Annotated in this window: 21 protein-coding genes; 8 read left to right on the top strand and 13 right to left on the bottom strand. The window is 55.2% G+C overall.

Annotation, left to right across the window (positions count from 1 at the left end):
* Window positions 1–6: 6 nt before the first annotated feature.
* From WF513_RS10210 to ccoN (WF513_RS10165), 10 genes are all read right to left on the bottom strand, one after another.
* Window positions 7–519, bottom strand: coding sequence for a FixH family protein (locus WF513_RS10210; protein WP_339079273.1), 513 nt, complete (start codon window positions 517–519; stop codon window positions 7–9).
* A 12-nt stretch (window positions 520–531) separates the two neighbouring features.
* Window positions 532–1,938, bottom strand: a complete 1,407-nt coding sequence (ccoG, locus tag WF513_RS10205) for a cytochrome c oxidase accessory protein CcoG (protein ID WP_339079272.1) — start codon at window positions 1,936–1,938, stop codon at window positions 532–534.
* 136 nt (window positions 1,939–2,074) lie between these two features.
* Complete coding sequence (gene ccoP, locus WF513_RS10200; RefSeq protein WP_339079271.1) at window positions 2,075–3,064, bottom strand: cytochrome-c oxidase, cbb3-type subunit III; 990 nt, start codon at window positions 3,062–3,064, stop codon at window positions 2,075–2,077.
* Entirely contained in the window at window positions 3,061–3,246 is a 186-nt protein-coding gene (locus WF513_RS10195; protein ID WP_339079269.1) for a cbb3-type cytochrome c oxidase subunit 3, read from the bottom strand. Before WF513_RS10195 ends, ccoP (WF513_RS10200) begins: the two co-directional genes overlap by 4 nt.
* Before the next feature lie 6 nt (window positions 3,247–3,252).
* On the bottom strand, window positions 3,253–3,861 hold the full coding sequence (gene ccoO, locus WF513_RS10190) for a cytochrome-c oxidase, cbb3-type subunit II (RefSeq protein WP_339079268.1): 609 nt from the start codon (window positions 3,859–3,861) through the stop codon (window positions 3,253–3,255).
* Complete coding sequence (ccoN, locus tag WF513_RS10185) at window positions 3,861–5,318, bottom strand: cytochrome-c oxidase, cbb3-type subunit I (protein WP_339079267.1); 1,458 nt, start codon at window positions 5,316–5,318, stop codon at window positions 3,861–3,863. The genes ccoO (WF513_RS10190) and ccoN (WF513_RS10185) overlap by 1 nt, the downstream gene beginning before the upstream one ends.
* Before the next feature lie 376 nt (window positions 5,319–5,694).
* A complete protein-coding gene (gene ccoP / locus WF513_RS10180; RefSeq protein WP_339079266.1) occupies window positions 5,695–6,627 on the bottom strand; it encodes a cytochrome-c oxidase, cbb3-type subunit III in 933 nt (310 codons plus the stop codon).
* Entirely contained in the window at window positions 6,624–6,809 is a 186-nt protein-coding gene (locus WF513_RS10175) for a cbb3-type cytochrome c oxidase subunit 3 (RefSeq protein ID WP_339079265.1), read from the bottom strand. The genes ccoP (WF513_RS10180) and WF513_RS10175 overlap by 4 nt, the downstream gene beginning before the upstream one ends.
* Before the next feature lie 4 nt (window positions 6,810–6,813).
* Window positions 6,814–7,422 (bottom strand): cytochrome-c oxidase, cbb3-type subunit II, encoded by a 609-nt coding sequence (ccoO, locus tag WF513_RS10170; protein WP_339079264.1) that lies wholly within the window; start codon window positions 7,420–7,422, stop codon window positions 6,814–6,816.
* Window positions 7,422–8,873: a cytochrome-c oxidase, cbb3-type subunit I gene (gene ccoN, locus WF513_RS10165; RefSeq protein ID WP_339079263.1), complete on the bottom strand. Its 1,452-nt coding sequence runs from the start codon at window positions 8,871–8,873 to the stop codon at window positions 7,422–7,424. Before ccoN (WF513_RS10165) ends, ccoO (WF513_RS10170) begins: the two co-directional genes overlap by 1 nt.
* 107 nt (window positions 8,874–8,980) lie before the next feature.
* On the opposite strand from ccoN (WF513_RS10165), the gene WF513_RS10160 reads away from it, so the two are divergent.
* The 4 genes from WF513_RS10160 to WF513_RS10145 all read left to right on the top strand — a co-directional run bounded on the left by WF513_RS10160 (window position 8,981) and on the right by WF513_RS10145 (window position 11,670).
* The gene (locus WF513_RS10160; protein ID WP_339079262.1) at window positions 8,981–9,661 is read left to right on the top strand and encodes an alpha/beta family hydrolase; all 681 of its coding nucleotides are present in this window, start codon (window positions 8,981–8,983) and stop codon (window positions 9,659–9,661) included.
* Between the two features lie 110 nt (window positions 9,662–9,771).
* Window positions 9,772–10,356: a Fe-S biogenesis protein NfuA gene (gene nfuA / locus WF513_RS10155; protein WP_339079261.1), complete on the top strand. Its 585-nt coding sequence runs from the start codon at window positions 9,772–9,774 to the stop codon at window positions 10,354–10,356.
* Window positions 10,357–10,546: 190 nt separating this feature from the next.
* On the top strand, window positions 10,547–11,281 hold the full coding sequence (locus tag WF513_RS10150) for a DUF599 family protein (protein WP_339079260.1): 735 nt from the start codon (window positions 10,547–10,549) through the stop codon (window positions 11,279–11,281).
* Window positions 11,278–11,670 carry an MAPEG family protein gene (locus WF513_RS10145; protein WP_339079259.1) on the top strand — a complete coding sequence of 131 codons (393 nt, stop codon included), beginning with the start codon at window positions 11,278–11,280 and terminating at the stop codon, window positions 11,668–11,670. The genes WF513_RS10150 and WF513_RS10145 overlap by 4 nt, the downstream gene beginning before the upstream one ends.
* A gap of 58 nt (window positions 11,671–11,728) precedes the next feature.
* Here WF513_RS10145 and WF513_RS10140 read toward each other — a convergent pair whose 3' ends face one another.
* Complete coding sequence (locus WF513_RS10140) at window positions 11,729–12,019, bottom strand: hypothetical protein (RefSeq protein WP_339079258.1); 291 nt, start codon at window positions 12,017–12,019, stop codon at window positions 11,729–11,731.
* Between the two features lie 205 nt (window positions 12,020–12,224).
* On the opposite strand from WF513_RS10140, the gene WF513_RS10135 reads away from it, so the two are divergent.
* The 4 genes from WF513_RS10135 (at window position 12,225) to htpG (ending at window position 16,438) form a co-directional block, all read left to right on the top strand.
* A complete protein-coding gene (locus WF513_RS10135) occupies window positions 12,225–12,689 on the top strand; it encodes a PaaI family thioesterase (protein ID WP_339079257.1) in 465 nt (154 codons plus the stop codon).
* On the top strand, window positions 12,686–13,132 hold the full coding sequence (locus WF513_RS10130) for a PaaI family thioesterase (RefSeq protein ID WP_296126045.1): 447 nt from the start codon (window positions 12,686–12,688) through the stop codon (window positions 13,130–13,132). Before WF513_RS10135 ends, WF513_RS10130 begins: the two co-directional genes overlap by 4 nt.
* Before the next feature lie 49 nt (window positions 13,133–13,181).
* Window positions 13,182–14,432, top strand: a complete 1,251-nt coding sequence (locus tag WF513_RS10125) for an MFS transporter (protein ID WP_339079256.1) — start codon at window positions 13,182–13,184, stop codon at window positions 14,430–14,432.
* Between the two features lie 98 nt (window positions 14,433–14,530).
* Window positions 14,531–16,438 carry a molecular chaperone HtpG gene (gene htpG, locus WF513_RS10120; RefSeq protein WP_339079255.1) on the top strand — a complete coding sequence of 636 codons (1,908 nt, stop codon included), beginning with the start codon at window positions 14,531–14,533 and terminating at the stop codon, window positions 16,436–16,438.
* 142 nt (window positions 16,439–16,580) lie between these two features.
* Here htpG and sugE read toward each other — a convergent pair whose 3' ends face one another.
* Complete coding sequence (gene sugE / locus WF513_RS10115; RefSeq protein WP_339079254.1) at window positions 16,581–16,895, bottom strand: quaternary ammonium compound efflux SMR transporter SugE; 315 nt, start codon at window positions 16,893–16,895, stop codon at window positions 16,581–16,583.
* A gap of 139 nt (window positions 16,896–17,034) precedes the next feature.
* Window positions 17,035–17,955, bottom strand: coding sequence for a recombination-associated protein RdgC (gene rdgC, locus WF513_RS10110; protein WP_339079253.1), 921 nt, complete (start codon window positions 17,953–17,955; stop codon window positions 17,035–17,037).
* Window positions 17,956–18,156: the final 201 nt, after the last annotated feature.

Below are 18,156 nucleotides of genomic sequence, written 5' to 3'. Positions count from 1 at the left end.
GTGTGCTTACTGAGCTTCCCCGAGGGTTATGGTCACGCCGCTTTGTACTTTTCGCTCTTCAAAAAGACGCCAGTCCTTACCGCCTTCCTGACCAATAAGCTCGACAAAGCGCCGACCCTCGACCGGATCAATCATTTGCCCGCTATACATGCCATCTGCTTTCGGTTGCAGGATTACCCGGCGATCGCGCTCAGGTTGAGTCGGTGAAATGAGATTGAGTACCAGTTGCTGCGGGCGGCTATTGCCGTTCAGCTGCAGAGTTGCCGTGCCGTTATCATCGTTAAGCACCAAGCTGGCATTCAGCTTGAGGCGAATGGCGAGGTTTTCCCGCTCCAGCGACTGGTTGATGCCTTTGCCTACATCGTAATAATCATCGGAAATCAGCCCTGGCGGATTACGGGTGGCAATGGTCAGCAGGGTCAGGCCCTGAACCACAGAGTAGGCCAGCAGGCTGATTAGAAACCAGGGCCAGAATTGCTTGTACCAAGGCTTTATGATCTCAGGCGTTTGTTCAGTCATGATTATCTCTGGTCAGCGCACGCTGGGGCCGATAAAGCGGCTGGCAGCTTCAGTTTTAATAGTTTCATCGTCCACTGCTTGCAGATGGAAGCTGACTTCGTTGGTGCTTGAAGGCAGTTTTTCTGGATCGATGGACAGCTCCACAGGCAATGACAGCACTTCACCGGCGAAGGCCCTGATTTCGCGCTTACCCTCGTACGTCAGGCCGTCGATGCCATCGGCTTCAATCATGTAGGTCACATCGCGCTGGGCTTTGTTCATGATCTTCAGGGTGTAAACGTTTTCGATTCGGCCTTCTTCGTTTTCCCGATACAGCACGCGGTCTTTGAGCACGTCCAGTTCCACCAACGAGCGGCTGGAAACAGCCCAAGCAAACACGCAGAACATGGCGAGCAAGGCTACCGCATAACCGATCAGTCGCGGTCTAACCAGGTTGGTCTTTTGCCCGGATAAGTTGTGTTCAGTTGTGTAGCTGATCAACCCTTTGGGGTAATGCATCTTTTCCATGATGCTGTCGCAGGCATCAATGCAAGCGGCGCAGCCAATGCACTCAATTTGCAGACCATCGCGAATGTCGATACCGGTGGGGCAGACGTGCACGCACATCTTGCAGTCAATGCAATCGCCTAACCCTTCGGCTTTGTAATCGGCATCACGTTTGCGCGGGCCACGTGCTTCACCGCGGCGTGGATCGTAGGAGACGATCAGGGTGTCTTGGTCGAACATCACGCTCTGAAAGCGCGCATAGGGGCACATGTAGATGCACACCTGTTCACGTAGGTAGCCAGCATTACCGTAAGTGGCTAGGGTCAGGAAACCGACCCAGAACAGCGCCCAGCCGCTGCTTTGCAGGGTGGCAAGTTCGGTGATTAGCTCGCGGATGGGGGTGAAGTAACCGACAAAAGTAATAGCGGTTACAACCGAAACGCCCACCCAAATACCGTGCTTAGCTAACTTGCGTAGGAATTTTTGTCCGCTCATTGGCGTTTTATCGAGCTTCATGCGCTGGTTGCGATCACCTTCGGTGACCTTTTCCGCCCACATGAATATCCAAGTGAACACGCTTTGTGGGCAGGTGTAACCGCACCAGACGCGCCCGGCGAACACGGTGATAAAAAACAGACCGAAAGCTGCAATGATCAGCAGCGCTGAGAGCAGAACAAAATCTTGCGGCCAGTAAGTTGAGCCAAAGATATAAAATTTACGCTCAGGTAAGTTCCACCAGACGGCCTGACGACCATTCCAGGTTAACCATACGGTGCCGAAATACACTAAGAAGAGGGCTGCACCACCCAGCATGCGCAAATTGCGGAAGATGCCGGTGAAGGAGCGGGTGTAGATTTTTTCGCGGTTGGCGTAGAGGTCAACAACTTCGACCTTGGCGGGGGTGACGTCTTTAACGGGGATTTGTGCGCTCATAAATGGGTACCACGGCGATTGGTTGGCTGCTCCAGACGATACGTGCCGACCGGAGTCTTGCGGGCTCTTACGCTATGGTACGCCTGACGATTGCCCGGCAGGTGCGACCTGCGGTCGCGTCTGCCGGGCCAGAGCATTACTTCTCGGTTTTGCCTTGCGACAGGCTGTAAACATAAGCCGCGAGTAAATGCACTTTGTCGTTACCGAGGAAGGCTTCTTGGGCAGGCATCATGCCGTTGCGGCCATAGCGTAGGGTTTGCTGTACTTGACCAAAGCTGGAACCGTAGAGCCAAACTTTATCGGTCAAGTTGGGTGCGCCCATGGCTTGTTGGCCCTTACCTTCAGCGCCATGACAGACTGAACAGTTTGTCGCGTAGATGTTTTGACCTGCGGCAAGGTCCACCTTAATAGTTTCCGGGTTCTTCAAGCCAGAGAAAGTACGGATGTAGCCGGCAACGTTGCGAATACCTTCTTCACCAATGCTGTCTTTCCATGCGGGCATAACCGCTTGGCGACCGTACAGCAGAGTTGTCTTGATGGTTTGCGGGTCGCCGCCATACAGCCAGTCGTTGTCTGTCAGGTTAGGGAAGCCGTAGGCGCCCTTGGCATCAGAGCCATGGCAGACCGAGCAGTTGGAGGCAAAAATACGGCCGCCCATTTTAAGTGCCTGCTCATCCTGAGCCACTTGCTCAATTGGCATGGCCGCATATTTGGCAAACAGCGGTCCGTACTGGGCGTCGGCCTTAGCCATCTCCTTTTCCCATTGGTGCACACCGGTCCAGCCTGCATTACGCTCTTCGCCACCAGCGATTTCGATGTTGGTGGCGAAAGGCGTTTTGGTCTCGCTGTCGAGGTAGTTGTAGCCGGGCAATAAGCCCTTCCAGTTACCTAGGCCGGGGTAGAGCACCAAATAGCCCAACGCAAAAATGATGGTGCCGATAAACAGCATGAACCACCATTTGGGCAGCGGGTTATCAAACTCTTCAATGCCATCAAAGGAATGGCCGACAGTTTCTTCGGTGGTTTCTTCGCGCTGGCCCTTACGGGTGCCGAAAATTAACCAAGTTAGGGCAAAGATAGTGCCCAAAGACAGAATGGTTACGTACCAACTCCAGAACGTGGTCATTGGTTATTGCTCCTGGAAGATTGCTCGTCAGGCTTGTTGGGTTTGGGGTCATCGGCGAAGGGCAGATTAGCGGCGTCGTCGAAGTTGGATTTACGCTTGCTGCTATAGGCCCAGAGCACCACGCTGATAAAAGCGATGAACACCACTGCTGTGCCTATGCCGCGAATCATCCCGATATCCATAGTGCCTTACCGCTTGTTCTTGATGGAGGTGCCAAGAACCTGCAGGTACGCAACCAGTGCATCCATTTCGGTCTTGCCTTTTACTGCAGCCTCAGCGCCGGCGATGTCTTCGTCAGTGTAAGGGATGCCAAAGCCACGCATAACTTCCATTTTCTTAGCCGTGTCCTTGCCGTCAAGTTTGTGCTCGACCAACCAAGGGTAGGCCGGCATCTTTGACTCAGGTACTACGTTGCGCGGGTTGTACAGGTGCGCACGCTGCCACTCATCCGAGTAACGACCGCCTACACGAGCCAGATCTGGACCAGTCCGCTTGGAGCCCCAAAGGAAGGGGTGATCCCAAACGCTTTCACCTGCGACCGAGTAGTGGCCATAGCGTTCAGTTTCAGCGCGAAACGGGCGGATCATCTGCGAGTGGCAGCCAACACAGCCGTTAGCGATGTAAACATCACGGCCTTCCAGTTGCAGCGCGGTGTAAGGCTTTAGGCCTTCCACCGGCTCATTGGTGACGTCTTGGAAAAACAGCGGAACGATTTGAGTCAGGCCACCGACGCTGACGGCGAGAACCATCAGCAGCGCCATCAGCCCAATATTTTTCTCAATTATTTCGTGTTTCATCAGTGCGCGCTCCCAGCAGTGAGTTGGGCGGCAGGGATCTGTGCAGCAGCTTCGTATTCAGAAGCCTTAGCGGCACGGATAGTACGGTAAGAGTTGTAAGCCATCAGCAACATGCCAGTGACGAAGAACGCACCGCCAATCATGCGCACGACGTAACCTGGGTGGCTGGCTTCCAGTGCTTCAACGAAGGAGTAGGTGAGGGTGCCGTCTTCGTTGACTGCACGCCACATCAGACCCTGGGTAATGCCGTTGACCCACATGGAGGCGATGTACAACACAGTGCCGATAGTCGCCAACCAGAAGTGGGCGTTGATCAGGCCAATACTGTGCATCTCGTTGCGACCGAATACTTTCGGCAACATGTGGTAGAGCGCACCGATGGAAATCATCGCTACCCAGCCAAGAGCGCCGGCATGAACGTGGCCGATGGTCCAGTCAGTGTAGTGAGACAGGGCGTTGACGGTTTTAATCGCCATCATCGGACCTTCAAAGGTCGACATGCCATAAAACGCCAAGGAGACGACCAAGAAACGCAGAATTGGGTCAGTGCGCAGCTTATGCCAGGCTCCAGACAGGCTCATCATGCCGTTGATCATGCCGCCCCAACTTGGTGCTAGCAGGATGATTGACATGGCCATGCCCAGCGACTGCGCCCAATCTGGCAGTGCGGTGTAGTGCAGGTGGTGCGGGCCTGCCCATATGTACAGGGTAATCAGCGCCCAAAAGTGCACGATGGACAAGCGATAGGAATAGATCGGGCGCTCGGCCTGCTTGGGCACGAAGTAGTACATCATCCCGAGAAAGCCTGTTGTCAGGAAGAAGCCTACGGCGTTGTGGCCATACCACCACTGAATCATCGCATCAGTCGCACCGGCATACGCCGAGTAAGACTTGAACAGACTGACTGGAACGACAGCGCTGTTGACGATGTGCAGCATGGCGGTCACCAGAATGAACGCGCCGTAAAACCAGTTGCCCACATAAATGTGCTTGGTTTTACGCTTGGTCACGGTGCCGAAAAACACAATCGCGTAGGCAACCCACACCACGGTGATCAGAATATCAATCGGCCACTCGAGCTCAGCGTATTCCTTGGTGCTGGTGTAACCCATTGGCAAGGTGATGACTGCAGCGACGATTACCGCTTGCCAGCCCCAGAACACGAAAGCCGCAAGGCCATCGGAAATCAGGCGGACCTGGCTGGTACGTTGTACGACATAGAATGAAGTTGCCATCAACGCACATCCGCCAAAGGCGAAAATGACCGCGTTGGTGTGTAGCGGGCGCAGACGGCCAAAGGTCGTCCATTCCATGCCTAGGTTGAGTTCAGGCCACACGAGTTGTGCGGCAATGAAAACGCCTAGCGCCATGCCAATGACTCCCCAAACCACCGTCATCACGGCGAATTGGCGAACCACCTTGTAGTTATAAGCAGTCTGACTGATTGCTGTGCTCATTATGGGTTCCACGGTTAATGGATTTTTTAGGGGCAAAAATCGGCGGCAAGTATGTAGAAAGCAAATTGCTATTGCAACGACACGGGCCGAAGCAATGAGGCTTTCGGAGCTCACGGCTAGCGTGCGTAGCCACCGAAGTGGTGCACTGCCGCAAGCAGTAAACGGCCTAACAGGCATAGCGCAAAGATAGGAATCGCCTTGGAGTTATGACAAGTGGCGACTGAGGCTAAGACTAGCGCAAGTCGGGTGTCGCGCGCGCGATTGGTTAGGCCGGTGCGACTCTGGGTCGCACAGCTGGCACGCTTATCCAAGCGCGGGGGGAGGAGTGATGCGGCTGGCGACGAGCGTCGCCAGCCGGGCGCTGCTTTTTAATCAGTTACTGTGCGGCAGGGCTCTGCTGGTTTTGGCTCAGGCTCAACACATACGCAGCCAACAGGTGCACTTTGTCGTTGCCGAGGAAGGCTTCTTGGGCAGGCATCATCCCGTTGCGGCCATAACGGAGAGTTTGCTGCACTTGAGCAAAGCTGGAGCCGAAGAGCCACACTTTATCGGTCAAGTTGGGCGCGCCCATGGCCTGTTGGCCCTTACCTTCAGCGCCATGACAGACGGCACAGTTTGTCGCGTAGATGTTTTGACCTGCTTCTAGGTCCACCTTGGCAGTGTCCGGATTATTCAAACCGGAGAAGGTGCGAATGTAGCCAGCAACGTTGCGAATGCCTTCTTCACCAATGCTGTCTTTCCATGCCGGCATAACTGCTTGACGACCATAGAGGAGGGATGTCTTGATGGTTTGTGGGTCGCCACCATAGAGCCAGTCATTGTCTGTCAGGTTAGGGAAGCCATAGCCCCCCTTGGCATCAGAGCCGTGGCAGACCGAACAGTTGGAGGCAAAGATACGGCCGCCCATCTTAAGTGCTTGCTCATCCTGAGCCACTTGCTCAATTGGCATCGCGGCATATTTGGCGAAGATGGGCCCGTACAGCTCATCGGCCTTATCGACTTCGTGTTGCCATTGCTTAACTTGGGTCCAGCCACCTTCATAGCCAGGCAGTATGCCTTTCCAGTTGCCTAGGCCTGGATACAGCACAAGGTAGGCAACCGAAAAGACAATGGTGCCGATGAACAACATAAACCACCATTTTGGCAGTGGATTGTCATATTCCTCGATGCCATCGAAGGCATGCCCCATGGTCTGATCGGTTTCGCTCTTGTGTACTTCGCTTTTGCGTGTAGCGAAAATCAGCCAGAACAGGGCGAGCAGGGTGCCGACAGTCAGCAGCGTGATGTACCAGCTCCAGAACGTGCTCATGGGGTCTTGCTCCTTGGTGCAGCGAGGTTGATTTCATCGGCAAAGGGCAGGTTGGCTGCCTGGTCAAAGGCCACGCGGCGTTTGCCGCTGTAGGCCCACAGGGTGACGCAGACGAAGGACAGCAAAACCATGGCTGTACCGACGCCGCGTAGCGTTCCTGTATCAATAAGTTCAAATGACATGGGCCTACCTCTTGTTCTTCACGGCAGTGCCGAGCACTTGCAGGTAGGCAACCATGGCGTCCATCTCGCTCTTACCCTTGACGGCAGTTGAGGCGCCCGCGATGTCTTCCTCGCTATATGGCACGCCGAGAAAGCGCAAGGCCTTCATCTTGGCAGCGGTGTCCTGACCATCAAGCGTGGTTTCCACCAGCCATGGGTAAGCGGGCATTTTCGACTCAGGCACTACGTTGCGCGGGTTATACAGGTGCGCACGGTGCCATTCGTCCGAGTAACGGCCGCCAACGCGGGCTAAGTCCGGACCGGTGCGCTTTGAGCCCCAAAGGAAGGGGTGGTCGTAAACGCTTTCCCCGGCCACTGAATAGTGGCCATAACGTTCAGTTTCGGCACGGAACGGACGAATCATCTGCGAGTGACAGCCCACGCAGCCTTCGCGGATATAAATGTCGCGACCTTCCAGTTGCAGCGCGGTGTAAGGCTTAAGGCCTGCCACAGGCTCATTAGTAACGTCTTGGAAGAACAGCGGAACGATCTGCGTTAGGCCGCCGATGCTGACGGCTAGGACCATCATCAGCGCCATTAGGCCAATGTTCTTTTCGAGTATTTCGTGTCTCATCAGTGGGCTCCCTGAACCGAAAACTGGGCGGCGGCTTCCATCTCTTCAGTTTTGGTATGACGCACGGTTTGCCAGACGTTCCAGACCATCACCAACATGCCGGCGAAGAAGATCCCGCCGCCAATTACCCGAACAACAAAGCCGGGGTGGCTGGCTTCCAGCGCCTCGACAAAGGAGTACGTGAGGGTGCCGTCTTCATTGACTGCACGCCACATGAGGCCCTGGGCAATGCCGTTAACCCACATCGACGCGATGTACAGCACGGTGCCGATGGTGGCGAACCAGAAGTGCACGTTAATCAGGCCAATAATGTGCATTTCTTCGCGGCCGAAGACCTTAGGCAGCATGTGGTAGAGCGAACCAATGGACACCATTGCAACCCAGCCGAGCGCGCCAGCGTGAACGTGGCCGATGGTCCAGTCGGTGTAGTGGGACAAGGCGTTGACGGTCTTAATGGCCATCATCGGACCTTCAAAGGTCGACATGCCGTAGAACGCCAAGGACACCACGAGGAAGCGCAGGATTGGGTCGGTACGCAACTTATGCCACGCGCCTGAGAGGGTCATCATGCCGTTGATCATGCCGCCCCAGCTAGGCGCGAGCAGGATCAGTGACATCACCATGCCGAGCGACTGCGCCCAATCGGGCAGCGCGGTGTAGTGCAGGTGGTGCGGGCCAGCCCAGATGTAGACGGTGATCAGTGCCCAGAAGTGCACAATCGACAGCCGATAGGAGTAAACCGGCCGTCCGGCCTGTTTAGGCACGAAGTAATACATCATGCCGAGAAAGCCCGCAGTGAGGAAAAAGCCCACGGCGTTGTGGCCATACCACCACTGAATCATCGCGTCTGTCGCGCCGGCATAAGCCGAATAGGACTTGGTCAGGGTGACCGGTACTTCTAGGTTATTCACCAGGTGCAAAATAGCCACGGTGAGAATAAAGCCGCCAAAGAACCAGTTGCCGACATAAATATGGCTGACGTTGCGCTTCATAATCGTGCCGAAGAACACAACCGCATAGCTGACCCAAACAATGGTAATCAGAATATCGATCGGCCATTCCAGCTCGGCGTATTCCTTAGAGCTGGTCCAGCCCATTGGCAGGCTGATGGCCGCCAAGAGGATCACCAGTTGCCAGCCCCAAAAGGTAAAGGCGGCGAGTTTGGGCGCGAACAGTGTGGCTTGCGAGGTTCGCTGTACCGCGTAATAACTGGTGGCGAACAAGGCGCAACCGCCAAAGGCGAAAATTACCGCGTTGGTGTGCAGCGGGCGCAGGCGCCCGAAGCTGGTCCATGGCAGGTTGAAGTTAAGCTCGGGCCAAGCCAGTTGCGCAGCGATAAACACGCCTAGACCCATGCCGACAATGCCCCACACCACCGTCATGATGGTGAATTGGCGCACCACCTTGTAGTTGTAGGCGCTGGTGCTGGTTGTGTTCCTGGTTGTGTTCATTTTATGGGGGCTTCCGTCCACGGTTATTGGCAGATCATCGAAAATCAGCCGCTGCAGCCTTTTACGGTCAACGCTGCAGTCCAACTGATTCTTTAAGCGAGGCAAGCATGAACAAAGCACACGAGGCGGGTATTGACGGGGATCAATACGTGCAGGAACAGAGCCTTGAGGGCTGGTTATGCAATCGGCCAACAGGCGAGTCGCGCGCGACGTTGATCCTGGCGCATGGCGCAGGTGCGCCAATGGACAGCGAATTTATGCAATACATGGCGCAACACCTCGCGGCCCGTGGCATTACCGTGGTGCGCTTTGAGTTTGCTTATATGGCGACGCGTCGGTTGGACGGCAAAAAGCGCCCGCCCAACCCGCAGGCGCAGCTGCTGGAGCAATGGCGTGAACTTTATCGTCAGGTGCGCCAACAGGTTTCAGGCCCGCTGGCGATTGGCGGTAAATCGATGGGCGGCCGGATGGCCAGCTTGTTGGCTGATGAATTAAATGCGGCTGCATTGGTTTGTTTGGGTTATCCGTTTTATCCCGCTGGTAAACCGGAAAAGCCGCGTGTCGCGCACTTGGCGCAGTTGCGCACGCCGGCCTTGATCATTCAGGGCGAGCGTGATGCCTTGGGTAATCGTCAGGCGGTGGCGGGCTATACGCTGTCTGACTCGATCAAATTGCGCTGGCTCACGGCGGGTGATCATGACCTCAAGCCCCTAAAAAGCTCAGGCTTGAGCCACCAACAGCATTTACTCAGCGCCGCCGATGCGATTGCAGCGTTTCTCTGCGGATAACCCGCGCCGTAGAGGATCAATGCTGCTGGATGTTATTCCTACTAAAACACTAGGACTTTCCCGGCGCAGGTGAGTGGCGTACAATGCCGCCATGTTTGCGAGGAGTTGCCATGAGCACCATTATCATTACCGACGCTGCCCACGATTACCTGGCTGACTTGCTGGGCAAGCAGAACACCCCCGGCATCGGCATCCGGGTGTTTATTACCCAGCCGGGCACCCAATACGCAGAAACCTGTATTGCTTATTGCAAGCCGGGCGAGCAAAAGGCCGAAGACACCGCCCTAGGGTTGGCCACCTTTACTGCGTGGATCGATGCGGTCAGCGAGCCATTCCTTGACGACGCCGTGGTCGACTATGCCACTGATCGAATGGGCGGCCAGCTGACCATCAAAGCGCCCAACGCCAAAGTGCCGATGGTCAATGCGGACAGCCCGGTCAACGAGCGCATCAGCTACTACCTGCAAACTGAGATCAACCCCGGTTTAGCCAGCCATGGCGGCGAAGTAAGCCTGATTGATGTGGTCGAAGATGGCATTGCGGTGCTGAAGTTTGGCGGGGGTTGCCAAGGCTGCGGTCAAGTCGATTTGACCCTGAAAGAAGGTATTGAGAAGACTTTGCTGGAGCGTATTCCTGAGCTAAAAGGGGTGCGTGATGTAACGGACCACAGCATTAAGGAAAATGCTTACTACTAAGCATCCTGCACCTTAAGCAGTGGATATAAAAATACCCGTATCGCCAGATGCGGGTATTTTTGTTTCTACACAAGGGTAAATCCATACGCTCGCCCGTATGAGCTGCGCGGCGGTTGCGCATCTAAACCAGATCGATATCAGTTGCGCAGGTGGCCTGCCTATAATCGGCGCAGGCCAACAAGGAGTTCCCATGCCATTTAGTGACTTATACCTGCCGCACTTGCTTGCCGTTATATGGTTTGTAGTCTGCTGGGGCGGCTACACCCGGTTTGCCCAAGCGAAGGGCCGCACCACGCCATGCTTAGCCAGCGTGCTGCACCTGTACCGTGAAGACTGGATGCGGCGCATGCTGCTTCGCGATAACCGTATCGCCGACGCCAGTGTGATCGGTAACTTGGAGCGCAATGCCTCCTTTTTTGCCTCCAGTACGCTGATTATTCTCGCCGGTATTCTCACGGTGCTGGGCGCATCGGATCGCGCGGTTTCGCTGTTGGCGGATCTGCCGTTTGTTCAGGCCGCCAGTCGCGAGCTGTCCGAGGTTAAGCTGTTGTGCTTAGGCATCGTCTTTGTCTATGCCTTTTTCACCTTCAGCTGGTGCATGCGCCAGTACAATTTTGCTGCTGTGCTGTTGGGCTCTGCACCCATGGTGGGTGAGCGCCATGTGACCGAGCAGGAGCGTAAAGCCTTTGCTGAGCGCACTGCGCGAGTGATCTCGATGGCGGCCAACCAGTTTAACCAAGGTCTGCGCGCTTATTATTTCGGCATGGCGACGCTGTCCTGGTTTATCAATCCATGGTTTTTTATGCTGGTCAGTGCAGGTGTGGTGTTGGTGCTGTACCGCCGCGAATTTCATTCCGATGTACTGGAAGTGATGGTCTACACCCAGACCCCGGCGTTTGAGTCGTCTAAGGAGAAAAGCGAATGAGCATCCCGTTTTGGTGCATTTTTATCAGCGCAATATTGATTTTCATCGCCAAGGCCCCAGTGGCCAGGGCCATGGCAAAGGAGGCCGACGGTCATTACGATAACCATCACCCACGCGCTCAGCAGGGGCGTTTAAGTGGTTTTGGCGCACGTGCGCTGGCTGCACACATGAACAGCTTTGAGGCGTTTCCATTATTTGCGGTAGGTGTGCTGATGGCCCATGTCACCAACAACCACGGCGTTTTAGTGGATGTGCTGGCCATCACTTTTGTGGTGGCGCGGATGCTGTATCTGTTCTTCTACTGGGCCGATCTGCACTGGCAACGCAGCATGGTCTGGGTGATCGGGCTGTTCTGTAGCCTACTGCTGATGCTTACCCCCGTGCTTTGATTACGCCATAAATAAACAGGCCCGCAATGTGCGGGCCTGTTTGCATCAGCTGAAAGGCTTATTGGCCTTCAACAGCATCCTTCATTTCATCGCCTGCATCTTCCATTGCGTCAGCAGCGTCGTCGGCAGCATCTTCAACTTTCTCGCCAGTGGTTGGCTCGGTGCCCATCACTTCATCGGCTTTCTGCTCGATGGCGTCGCCAGTCTCTTCAACAGCGTCACCCATGGATTCCATGGCTTCAGAGGCAGATTCCTTGGCTGACTCCATTTTGTCTTCTGGGGTTTTATCGCAAGCGGCCAGGCCGAGCATGGCGGCGAGAAGCAGGGCATAGGTGAATGGCTTTTGCACGGTTAGAGCTCCTTGTTATGTAGTAACCAATACTTGGTTGCCCAAGTCTTGCCATTAAACAGTATTTATTTGCCGAAGTTCCTTATTACACGCCCCATTGCATTTGTCTGACCGTTCTCAGCAACAGGTTGGCGTCATGATGCCGCGGTTTCTGTCAGCGGTTATCATGCGGGCCCTTTGTGTGCGTGGTCTGGGTCTAGACGTTATGAGTGGTTTTCCTATTGCTGAGCGGGCGCAGCGTTTTTTATCGGTATTGCGCCACTGTCAGGTGCTTGGCATGAGCGTGTACAGCGCTGAGCCACATGGCTTGATCCTGCGCTTACCCTACAGTGAGCAAATCGTCGGCAACCCCGAAACCGGGGTGATCCACGGCGGTGCCATCACCACCTTGATGGACACCACCTGTGGTATTTCCACCGTATGCGTGCTCCCCGAGTTTGAGATTTGCCCGACGTTGGATCTGCGCATTGATTACATGCGGCCCGCTGAGCCGAACAAGGATGTCTTTGGTTTTGCCGAGTGCTACAGGGTGACTGAGAACATCATCTTTACCCGTGGTTATGCTTATCAGGACAACCCCGAAGAGCCGATTGCACATGTGGTGGGTGCCTTTATGCGCATGGGCAAACCAACTGACCTGCAAGCTGCTGCGAAAGGGGCTGGCCAATGAGTACGTTCGACCTCAATCAACTGGTGCGTGACGCTCATGAGCAGAACAACTACGACCCGCTGATCAGCCTGATTCCCTATGCCAAATTGCTTGGCATCGAGTGCCTGCGTTTGGGCGATGACATGGTGTTCCGCCTGCCCGCCAATAAAGACTGTATCGGCAACCCGATGTTGCCCGCTTTGCATGGCGGAGTGATCGCTGGCTTTATGGAACACTCGGCCATGTTGCACTTGCTCATGTTCATGGGTATTCCACATTTGCCGAAAATCATCGACTTCTCGATAGATTACCTACGCGCCGGTCATTATCGTGACACCTTCGTGCAGTGCCAGGTGTGGCGTCAGGGGAGGCGAGTGGCCAACGTGGCGATTACCGCCTGGCAGACCACTCAGACGGAGCCGATTGCCACCGCGCGTGCGCACTTCAAGGTCGATGAGCCTTGAGCATCTTGTGCTGACAGCCCCTCGTATAACCATCGCTAAGGACGTTTGAATGGATGCGCTGCTGATTTTAGGTGGTTTGCTGCTGATACTCGCCGGGTTGGTGTGGCTGGTAATGCGGGCCTTCACCACCAGCCTGCTCTGGGGCTGGGCCAGTTTTGTGCCGCCACTCACCTTGCTGTATCTGCTACGCCACTGGCGTTCGGCGCGCCCGGCCGTGGCATTGTCGGCGTTAGGCATCATTCCATTGGTGGTTGGGTTGACGTTGCTGGCCAGCAATGATGCACAACGTTTGGAGGCCATTCTCAGCCTTAAATGGCTCAAGCCCGGTGTGGAGACGCCCGCTGAGCTGGCCATCGACTTGCGAGGTGAGCTCAATGGCAAACCTTTTACGCCACAACAGGCTGAGCTGATGGACGGCGTATTGAGCCTGCGCGAGGGCCAGGATTTCTTTGCCCAGAGCGAACTGGTGATTCGTTTACCCAAAGTCGACACAGGCCCCGTGCGAGTCGATGTGTTGCCTGCGGACCTGGGCATATTGCCGGAGGTGGAAATCAGCTGGTTGTTGCCCGAGCAAGAGTTGCCTGAAGCCCGGCGTTTGAGCCGTGGCTATACCCTGCACCTAGACCTGCAGCCGGTTGCGCCGAACAAGTTGGTGGGCGATTTCCACCTGGTTTTACCGCCGCAATTCAAAACCACCCTGAGCGGAAAACTTGAGCTATTTCGCAACGGTCTGCGTTATCAGGGCGACAAAGTGGATCGTCAGTTCGATTCAATCGATACGGTCAGCTATGTCATTCAAAACTATTTAGAGCGCCGTTTTGCGACCCGTCAGGTGCAGTTACAGCCAATTGGCAACCTGAACTTTCCACTGCAAAGCATTGATCTCAACGTACAGGCGCGCATTAACGGTGAGGTGCAGCAGTTGCCGATTATCCTGCAGAAGCTGGACGGCCGTGGTTGGCAGGTTGCCGCTGATAACTTTGCACCCCTGCCGCGCGTAACTGCTGTGCCCAGTGTGCAAAAGCCCGCAACGATTACGGCTGAGGTGGTGGAGCGCGTTAGCCGTCCAATTGACCGCCGTGTACGGTTCAGCTTGGACAGCTTGCTGCGCAGCCCTGACCGGTTTCAAAACCTCAGCATGCGAGCGGCCACTGAACGCGGCAACAGTGCTGAAGGCCGATTCCAGGGTGTCGACCAAGATGGTCGGATCGTTTTGCGCCAGCGTATGAACGGCCAAGGCGAGGTCAGCTTCAAGCTGCTCCCGGAGGAGATTACTCGCATCGAACTTCTCGAACCCTAAAGCTAGCTGCAGCCAAGCACTTGAAATCTCACAACATGGCCCCACTTTGTATGACATCGCCGCATTGCGGCTTCGTCAATAATGTGGAGTAAGAGACCATGAGTGTGGAAACTCAAAAAGAAACCCTGGGCTTCCAGACCGAGGTGAAGCAACTGCTTCACCTGATGATCCATTCGCTGTATTCGAATAAAGAAATCTTCCTACGTGAACTGATTTCCAACGCCTCGGATGCCACCGACAAACTGCGCTTCGAAGCGTTGGCCAAGCCGGAACTGCTCGAAGGCGGCGCTGAGCTGAAAATCCGCGTTAGCTTCGACAAAGACGCCAAGACTGTCACCCTCGAAGACAACGGCATCGGCATGAGCCGTGAAGATGCCATTACTCATCTGGGCACCATCGCCAAGTCCGGCACCGCTGACTTTATGCAGCACCTGACCGGCGACCAGAAGAAAGATTCGCACCTGATTGGCCAATTCGGCGTGGGCTTTTACTCGGCGTTTATCGTCGCTGATAAAGTTGACGTGTTTAGCCGCCGCGCCGGCAGCCCGGTCAGCGAAGGCGTGCACTGGTCGAGCCAAGGCGAGGGTGATTTTGAAGTTGCCACCGTTGAGAAAGCCGAGCGTGGCACGCGCATCGTTCTGCACCTGAAAAGTACTGAAGACGAATTCGCCGATGGCTGGCGCTTGCGCAACATCATCAAGAAATACTCCGACCATATCGCCTTGCCTATCGAGCTGCCGAAAGAGCAACCCGCTGTCGAAGGTGAAGCTGCGCCAGCTGAGCTTGAGTGGGAAACCGTCAACCGCGCCAGCGCCCTATGGACCCGCCCGCGTACCGAGGTTAAGGACGAGGAATATCAGGAGTTCTACAAACACATCGGCCATGATTTCGAAAACCCGCTGAGCTGGAGCCACAACAAGGTTGAAGGCAAGCTGGAATACACCTCGCTGCTGTACACCCCGGCGCGTGCGCCGTTCGACCTGTACCAGCGTGAAGCGCCGCGCGGCCTGAAGCTTTACGTGCAGCGCGTGTTTGTCATGGATCAGGCTGAGTCGTTCCTGCCGCTGTACCTGCGCTTTATTAAGGGTGTGGTTGATTCCAATGACTTGTCGCTGAACGTTTCCCGCGAAATTTTGCAGAAAGATCCGATCATCGATTCGATGAAGTCAGCGCTGACCAAGCGCGTGCTGGACATGCTGGAAAAGCTGGCCAAGAACGAGCCTGAGCACTACAAAAGCTTCTGGAAGAACTTCGGCCAAGTCCTCAAGGAAGGTCCCGCAGAAGACTTTGCCAACAAAGAAAAGATCGCCGGTTTGCTGCGTTTTGCCTCAACCCGTAGCGAAAACGGCGAGCAAAGTGTCGGCCTAGGTGAGTACATCGCACGTATGACCGAAGGACAGGACAAGGTCTACTACTTAACCGGCGAATCCTACGCGCAGGTGAAGAACAGCCCGCATTTGGAAGTTTTCCGCAAGAAAGGCCTCGAGGTCCTGCTGCTCACCGACCGTATTGATGAATGGCTGATGAGCTACCTCACCGAGTTTGACGGTAAGCATTTTGTCGACGTTGCTCGCGGTGACCTGGACCTTGGCAAGCTGGACTCAGAAGAAGACAAGAAAGCTCAAGAAGAAGTCGCTAAAACTAAAGAAGGACTGGTTGAGCGGTTGAAAGCAGCGCTGGGCGAGCAAGTTGCTGAGGTACGAGTCTCCCACCGCCTGACTGATTCGCCGGCAATTTTGGCGATTGGTGAGCAAGACCTCGGAATGCAAATGCGCCAGATTCTAGAAGCCAGCGGGCAGAAGGTGCCGGAGTCTAAGCCGATTTTTGAGTTCAACCCGGCTCACCCGCTGATCGAGAAGCTTGATAACGAGGTGGACGAGGAGCGCTTTGCTGATCTGAGCCACATTCTGTTCGACCAAGCCGCACTGGCTGCTGGCGATAACCTTAAAGATCCAGCAGCTTACGTGCAGCGCTTAAATAAGCTGTTGGTTGAGTTATCCGCCTAATTGGTGTGAGCATTTGAAGCCCATGCGCTCACGTGACAATTAAGTCGCTGCAGCGTCACCCTGAAAATCCGCGACCAGCCTTTCTGGTCGCGGATTTTTTATGGTGCGTTTCCCCCTAATAAATACTGCACAGTTTGGGCTGTTAATGGCTGAACTTCAGCCCAAGCAGGCCGCAGACGATTAAGGCCACGCTTGCTAAGCGCAGCAGCGTCATGGCTTCACCGAAAAGAACAATACCGGCGATTACCGTGCCCACAGCGCCCACGCCGGTCCAGATCGCATAGGCGGTGCCCAATGGCAATTCCTTCATGGCCAAGCCCAGCAGCGTCAGGCTGATGATCATGGCCGTAACGGTTAGCAGGGTAGGGATAGGGCGAGAAAAGCCGTCGGTGTATTTCAGGCCGACAGCCCAGCCGACTTCAAACAGGCCGGCTAGCAAGAGGATGATCCAGGACATACGCACCTCCGTAACATAAAGAAGGGTCGTCCCATGCTGGTCACTCGCAGAGTGGTGAGGTCGTCCTCACGCATGCAGTGTGATGCACGCAAGCTGCAGAGGGTTCGTGCTTTAACCCTCTGCGCGTGTGCTGTTGCTATTAAATGCCCTGAGGCATTTCTTCACCGCCTAGCGCTTCGAATAGCGCCGGCAGGAACTCAACCAAGGTCAGCATCATTAAGGTGAAACTGGCATCCTGCTGGCCGAGAGCATCATCACCACCGTCTTGTTCGGCCTGATCTTGCAGCAGGTCTTCAAAGCGCAGTCGTTTCACCACCAGTTTGTCATCGAGCATGAAAGATAGTTTGTCTTGCCAGGCCAATGACAGTTGGGTGACCTGCTTGCCGGCGGTCATGTGCAGCTGTATCTCGTCGCTGGTCAGGTCTTGGCGCTTGCAGCGCACCACGCCGCCATCTTCATGGGTGTCACGCAGCTCGCATTCATCCAATACAAAGAAGTCATCAGCGGCTTTCTGGGTCTTGACCCAATCAGTAAGCGTGGCACCCGGTGCAATTTTTACCGCGAGGGGGCGTATCGGCAGCGAGCCGATGGCTTCTCGAAGGGTGGACAGCAGATCTTCGGCGCGCTTAGCGCTGGCCGAATCAACCAGAATCAGGCCCTGTTTGGGTGCGATAGCAGCGAACGTGGCGGATTTTCGAATGAACGCGCGCGGCAGAAAGGCCTGTACGATTTCATCTTTGAGCTGTTCGCGCTCTTTCTTGTAGACCTTGCGCATCTGTTCAGCTTCGATTTCGTCGACCTTATCCTTCAATGCATCGCGTACCACGCTGCCCGGCAGGATGCGCTCTTCTTTGCGCGCTGCGATCAGCAGGAAATCACCGCTGACGTGAACCAGCGGCGCATCACCGCCCTTGCCGAAGGGGGCAATAAAACCGTAGGTACTCAGTTCTTGGCTGGCGCAGGAGCGCGCCGGTTTGGCGGCTAAAGCCGTTTCCAGAGCCTCGGCATCAAAAGGGATATCTTGGGTGAGGCGATAAATCAGTAAGTTACGAAACCACATAAGAGGGTGAATCTCCATTAACTGAGCTGCCGACAGTGGCAGGTGTCACACGATGTCAGGTGCGGGCGCGGATCTGTTTCAGGCCATATGACGGGTCAGGGAACCGATGCGTTGCATTCGAGGCGCATTATTCCCCCGAGTGGTGCCGCAGGCCAAGTCCGCGCTAAGCCTTTGCTGCATCAATAAAAATTTTCAAAACAG

Source organism: Pseudomonas sp. TMP9 (assembly GCF_037943105.1).
GTDB lineage: Bacteria > Pseudomonadota > Gammaproteobacteria > Pseudomonadales > Pseudomonadaceae > Aquipseudomonas.
Note: the sequence above shows the minus strand (reverse complement) of the source record. Positions and strands in the feature narration are given on the sequence as shown.

Excerpts from the sequence above, each read along its gene's own strand:
- WF513_RS10160 (WP_339079262.1), top strand. The coding sequence starts at position 8,981 with ATGAACAAAGCACACGAGGCGGGTATTGACGGGGATCAATACGTGCAG.
- nfuA (WP_339079261.1), top strand. The coding sequence starts at position 9,772 with ATGAGCACCATTATCATTACCGACGCTGCCCACGATTACCTGGCTGAC.
- rdgC (WP_339079253.1), bottom strand. The coding sequence starts at position 17,955 with ATGTGGTTTCGTAACTTACTGATTTATCGCCTCACCCAAGATATCCCT.
- ccoP (WP_339079271.1), bottom strand. The coding sequence starts at position 3,064 with ATGACCACGTTCTGGAGTTGGTACGTAACCATTCTGTCTTTGGGCACT.
- htpG (WP_339079255.1), top strand. The coding sequence starts at position 14,531 with ATGAGTGTGGAAACTCAAAAAGAAACCCTGGGCTTCCAGACCGAGGTG.
- WF513_RS10130 (WP_296126045.1), top strand. The coding sequence starts at position 12,686 with ATGAGTACGTTCGACCTCAATCAACTGGTGCGTGACGCTCATGAGCAG.
- WF513_RS10150 (WP_339079260.1), top strand. The coding sequence starts at position 10,547 with ATGCCATTTAGTGACTTATACCTGCCGCACTTGCTTGCCGTTATATGG.
- WF513_RS10175 (WP_339079265.1), bottom strand. The coding sequence starts at position 6,809 with ATGTCATTTGAACTTATTGATACAGGAACGCTACGCGGCGTCGGTACA.
- ccoN (WP_339079263.1), bottom strand. The coding sequence starts at position 8,873 with ATGAACACAACCAGGAACACAACCAGCACCAGCGCCTACAACTACAAG.
- WF513_RS10195 (WP_339079269.1), bottom strand. The coding sequence starts at position 3,246 with ATGGATATCGGGATGATTCGCGGCATAGGCACAGCAGTGGTGTTCATC.
- ccoN (WP_339079267.1), bottom strand. The coding sequence starts at position 5,318 with ATGAGCACAGCAATCAGTCAGACTGCTTATAACTACAAGGTGGTTCGC.
- WF513_RS10210 (WP_339079273.1), bottom strand. The coding sequence starts at position 519 with ATGACTGAACAAACGCCTGAGATCATAAAGCCTTGGTACAAGCAATTC.
- WF513_RS10135 (WP_339079257.1), top strand. The coding sequence starts at position 12,225 with ATGAGTGGTTTTCCTATTGCTGAGCGGGCGCAGCGTTTTTTATCGGTA.
- ccoO (WP_339079264.1), bottom strand. The coding sequence starts at position 7,422 with ATGAGACACGAAATACTCGAAAAGAACATTGGCCTAATGGCGCTGATG.
- ccoP (WP_339079266.1), bottom strand. The coding sequence starts at position 6,627 with ATGAGCACGTTCTGGAGCTGGTACATCACGCTGCTGACTGTCGGCACC.
- ccoO (WP_339079268.1), bottom strand. The coding sequence starts at position 3,861 with ATGAAACACGAAATAATTGAGAAAAATATTGGGCTGATGGCGCTGCTG.
- WF513_RS10145 (WP_339079259.1), top strand. The coding sequence starts at position 11,278 with ATGAGCATCCCGTTTTGGTGCATTTTTATCAGCGCAATATTGATTTTC.
- ccoG (WP_339079272.1), bottom strand. The coding sequence starts at position 1,938 with ATGAGCGCACAAATCCCCGTTAAAGACGTCACCCCCGCCAAGGTCGAA.
- WF513_RS10125 (WP_339079256.1), top strand. The coding sequence starts at position 13,182 with ATGGATGCGCTGCTGATTTTAGGTGGTTTGCTGCTGATACTCGCCGGG.
- sugE (WP_339079254.1), bottom strand. The coding sequence starts at position 16,895 with ATGTCCTGGATCATCCTCTTGCTAGCCGGCCTGTTTGAAGTCGGCTGG.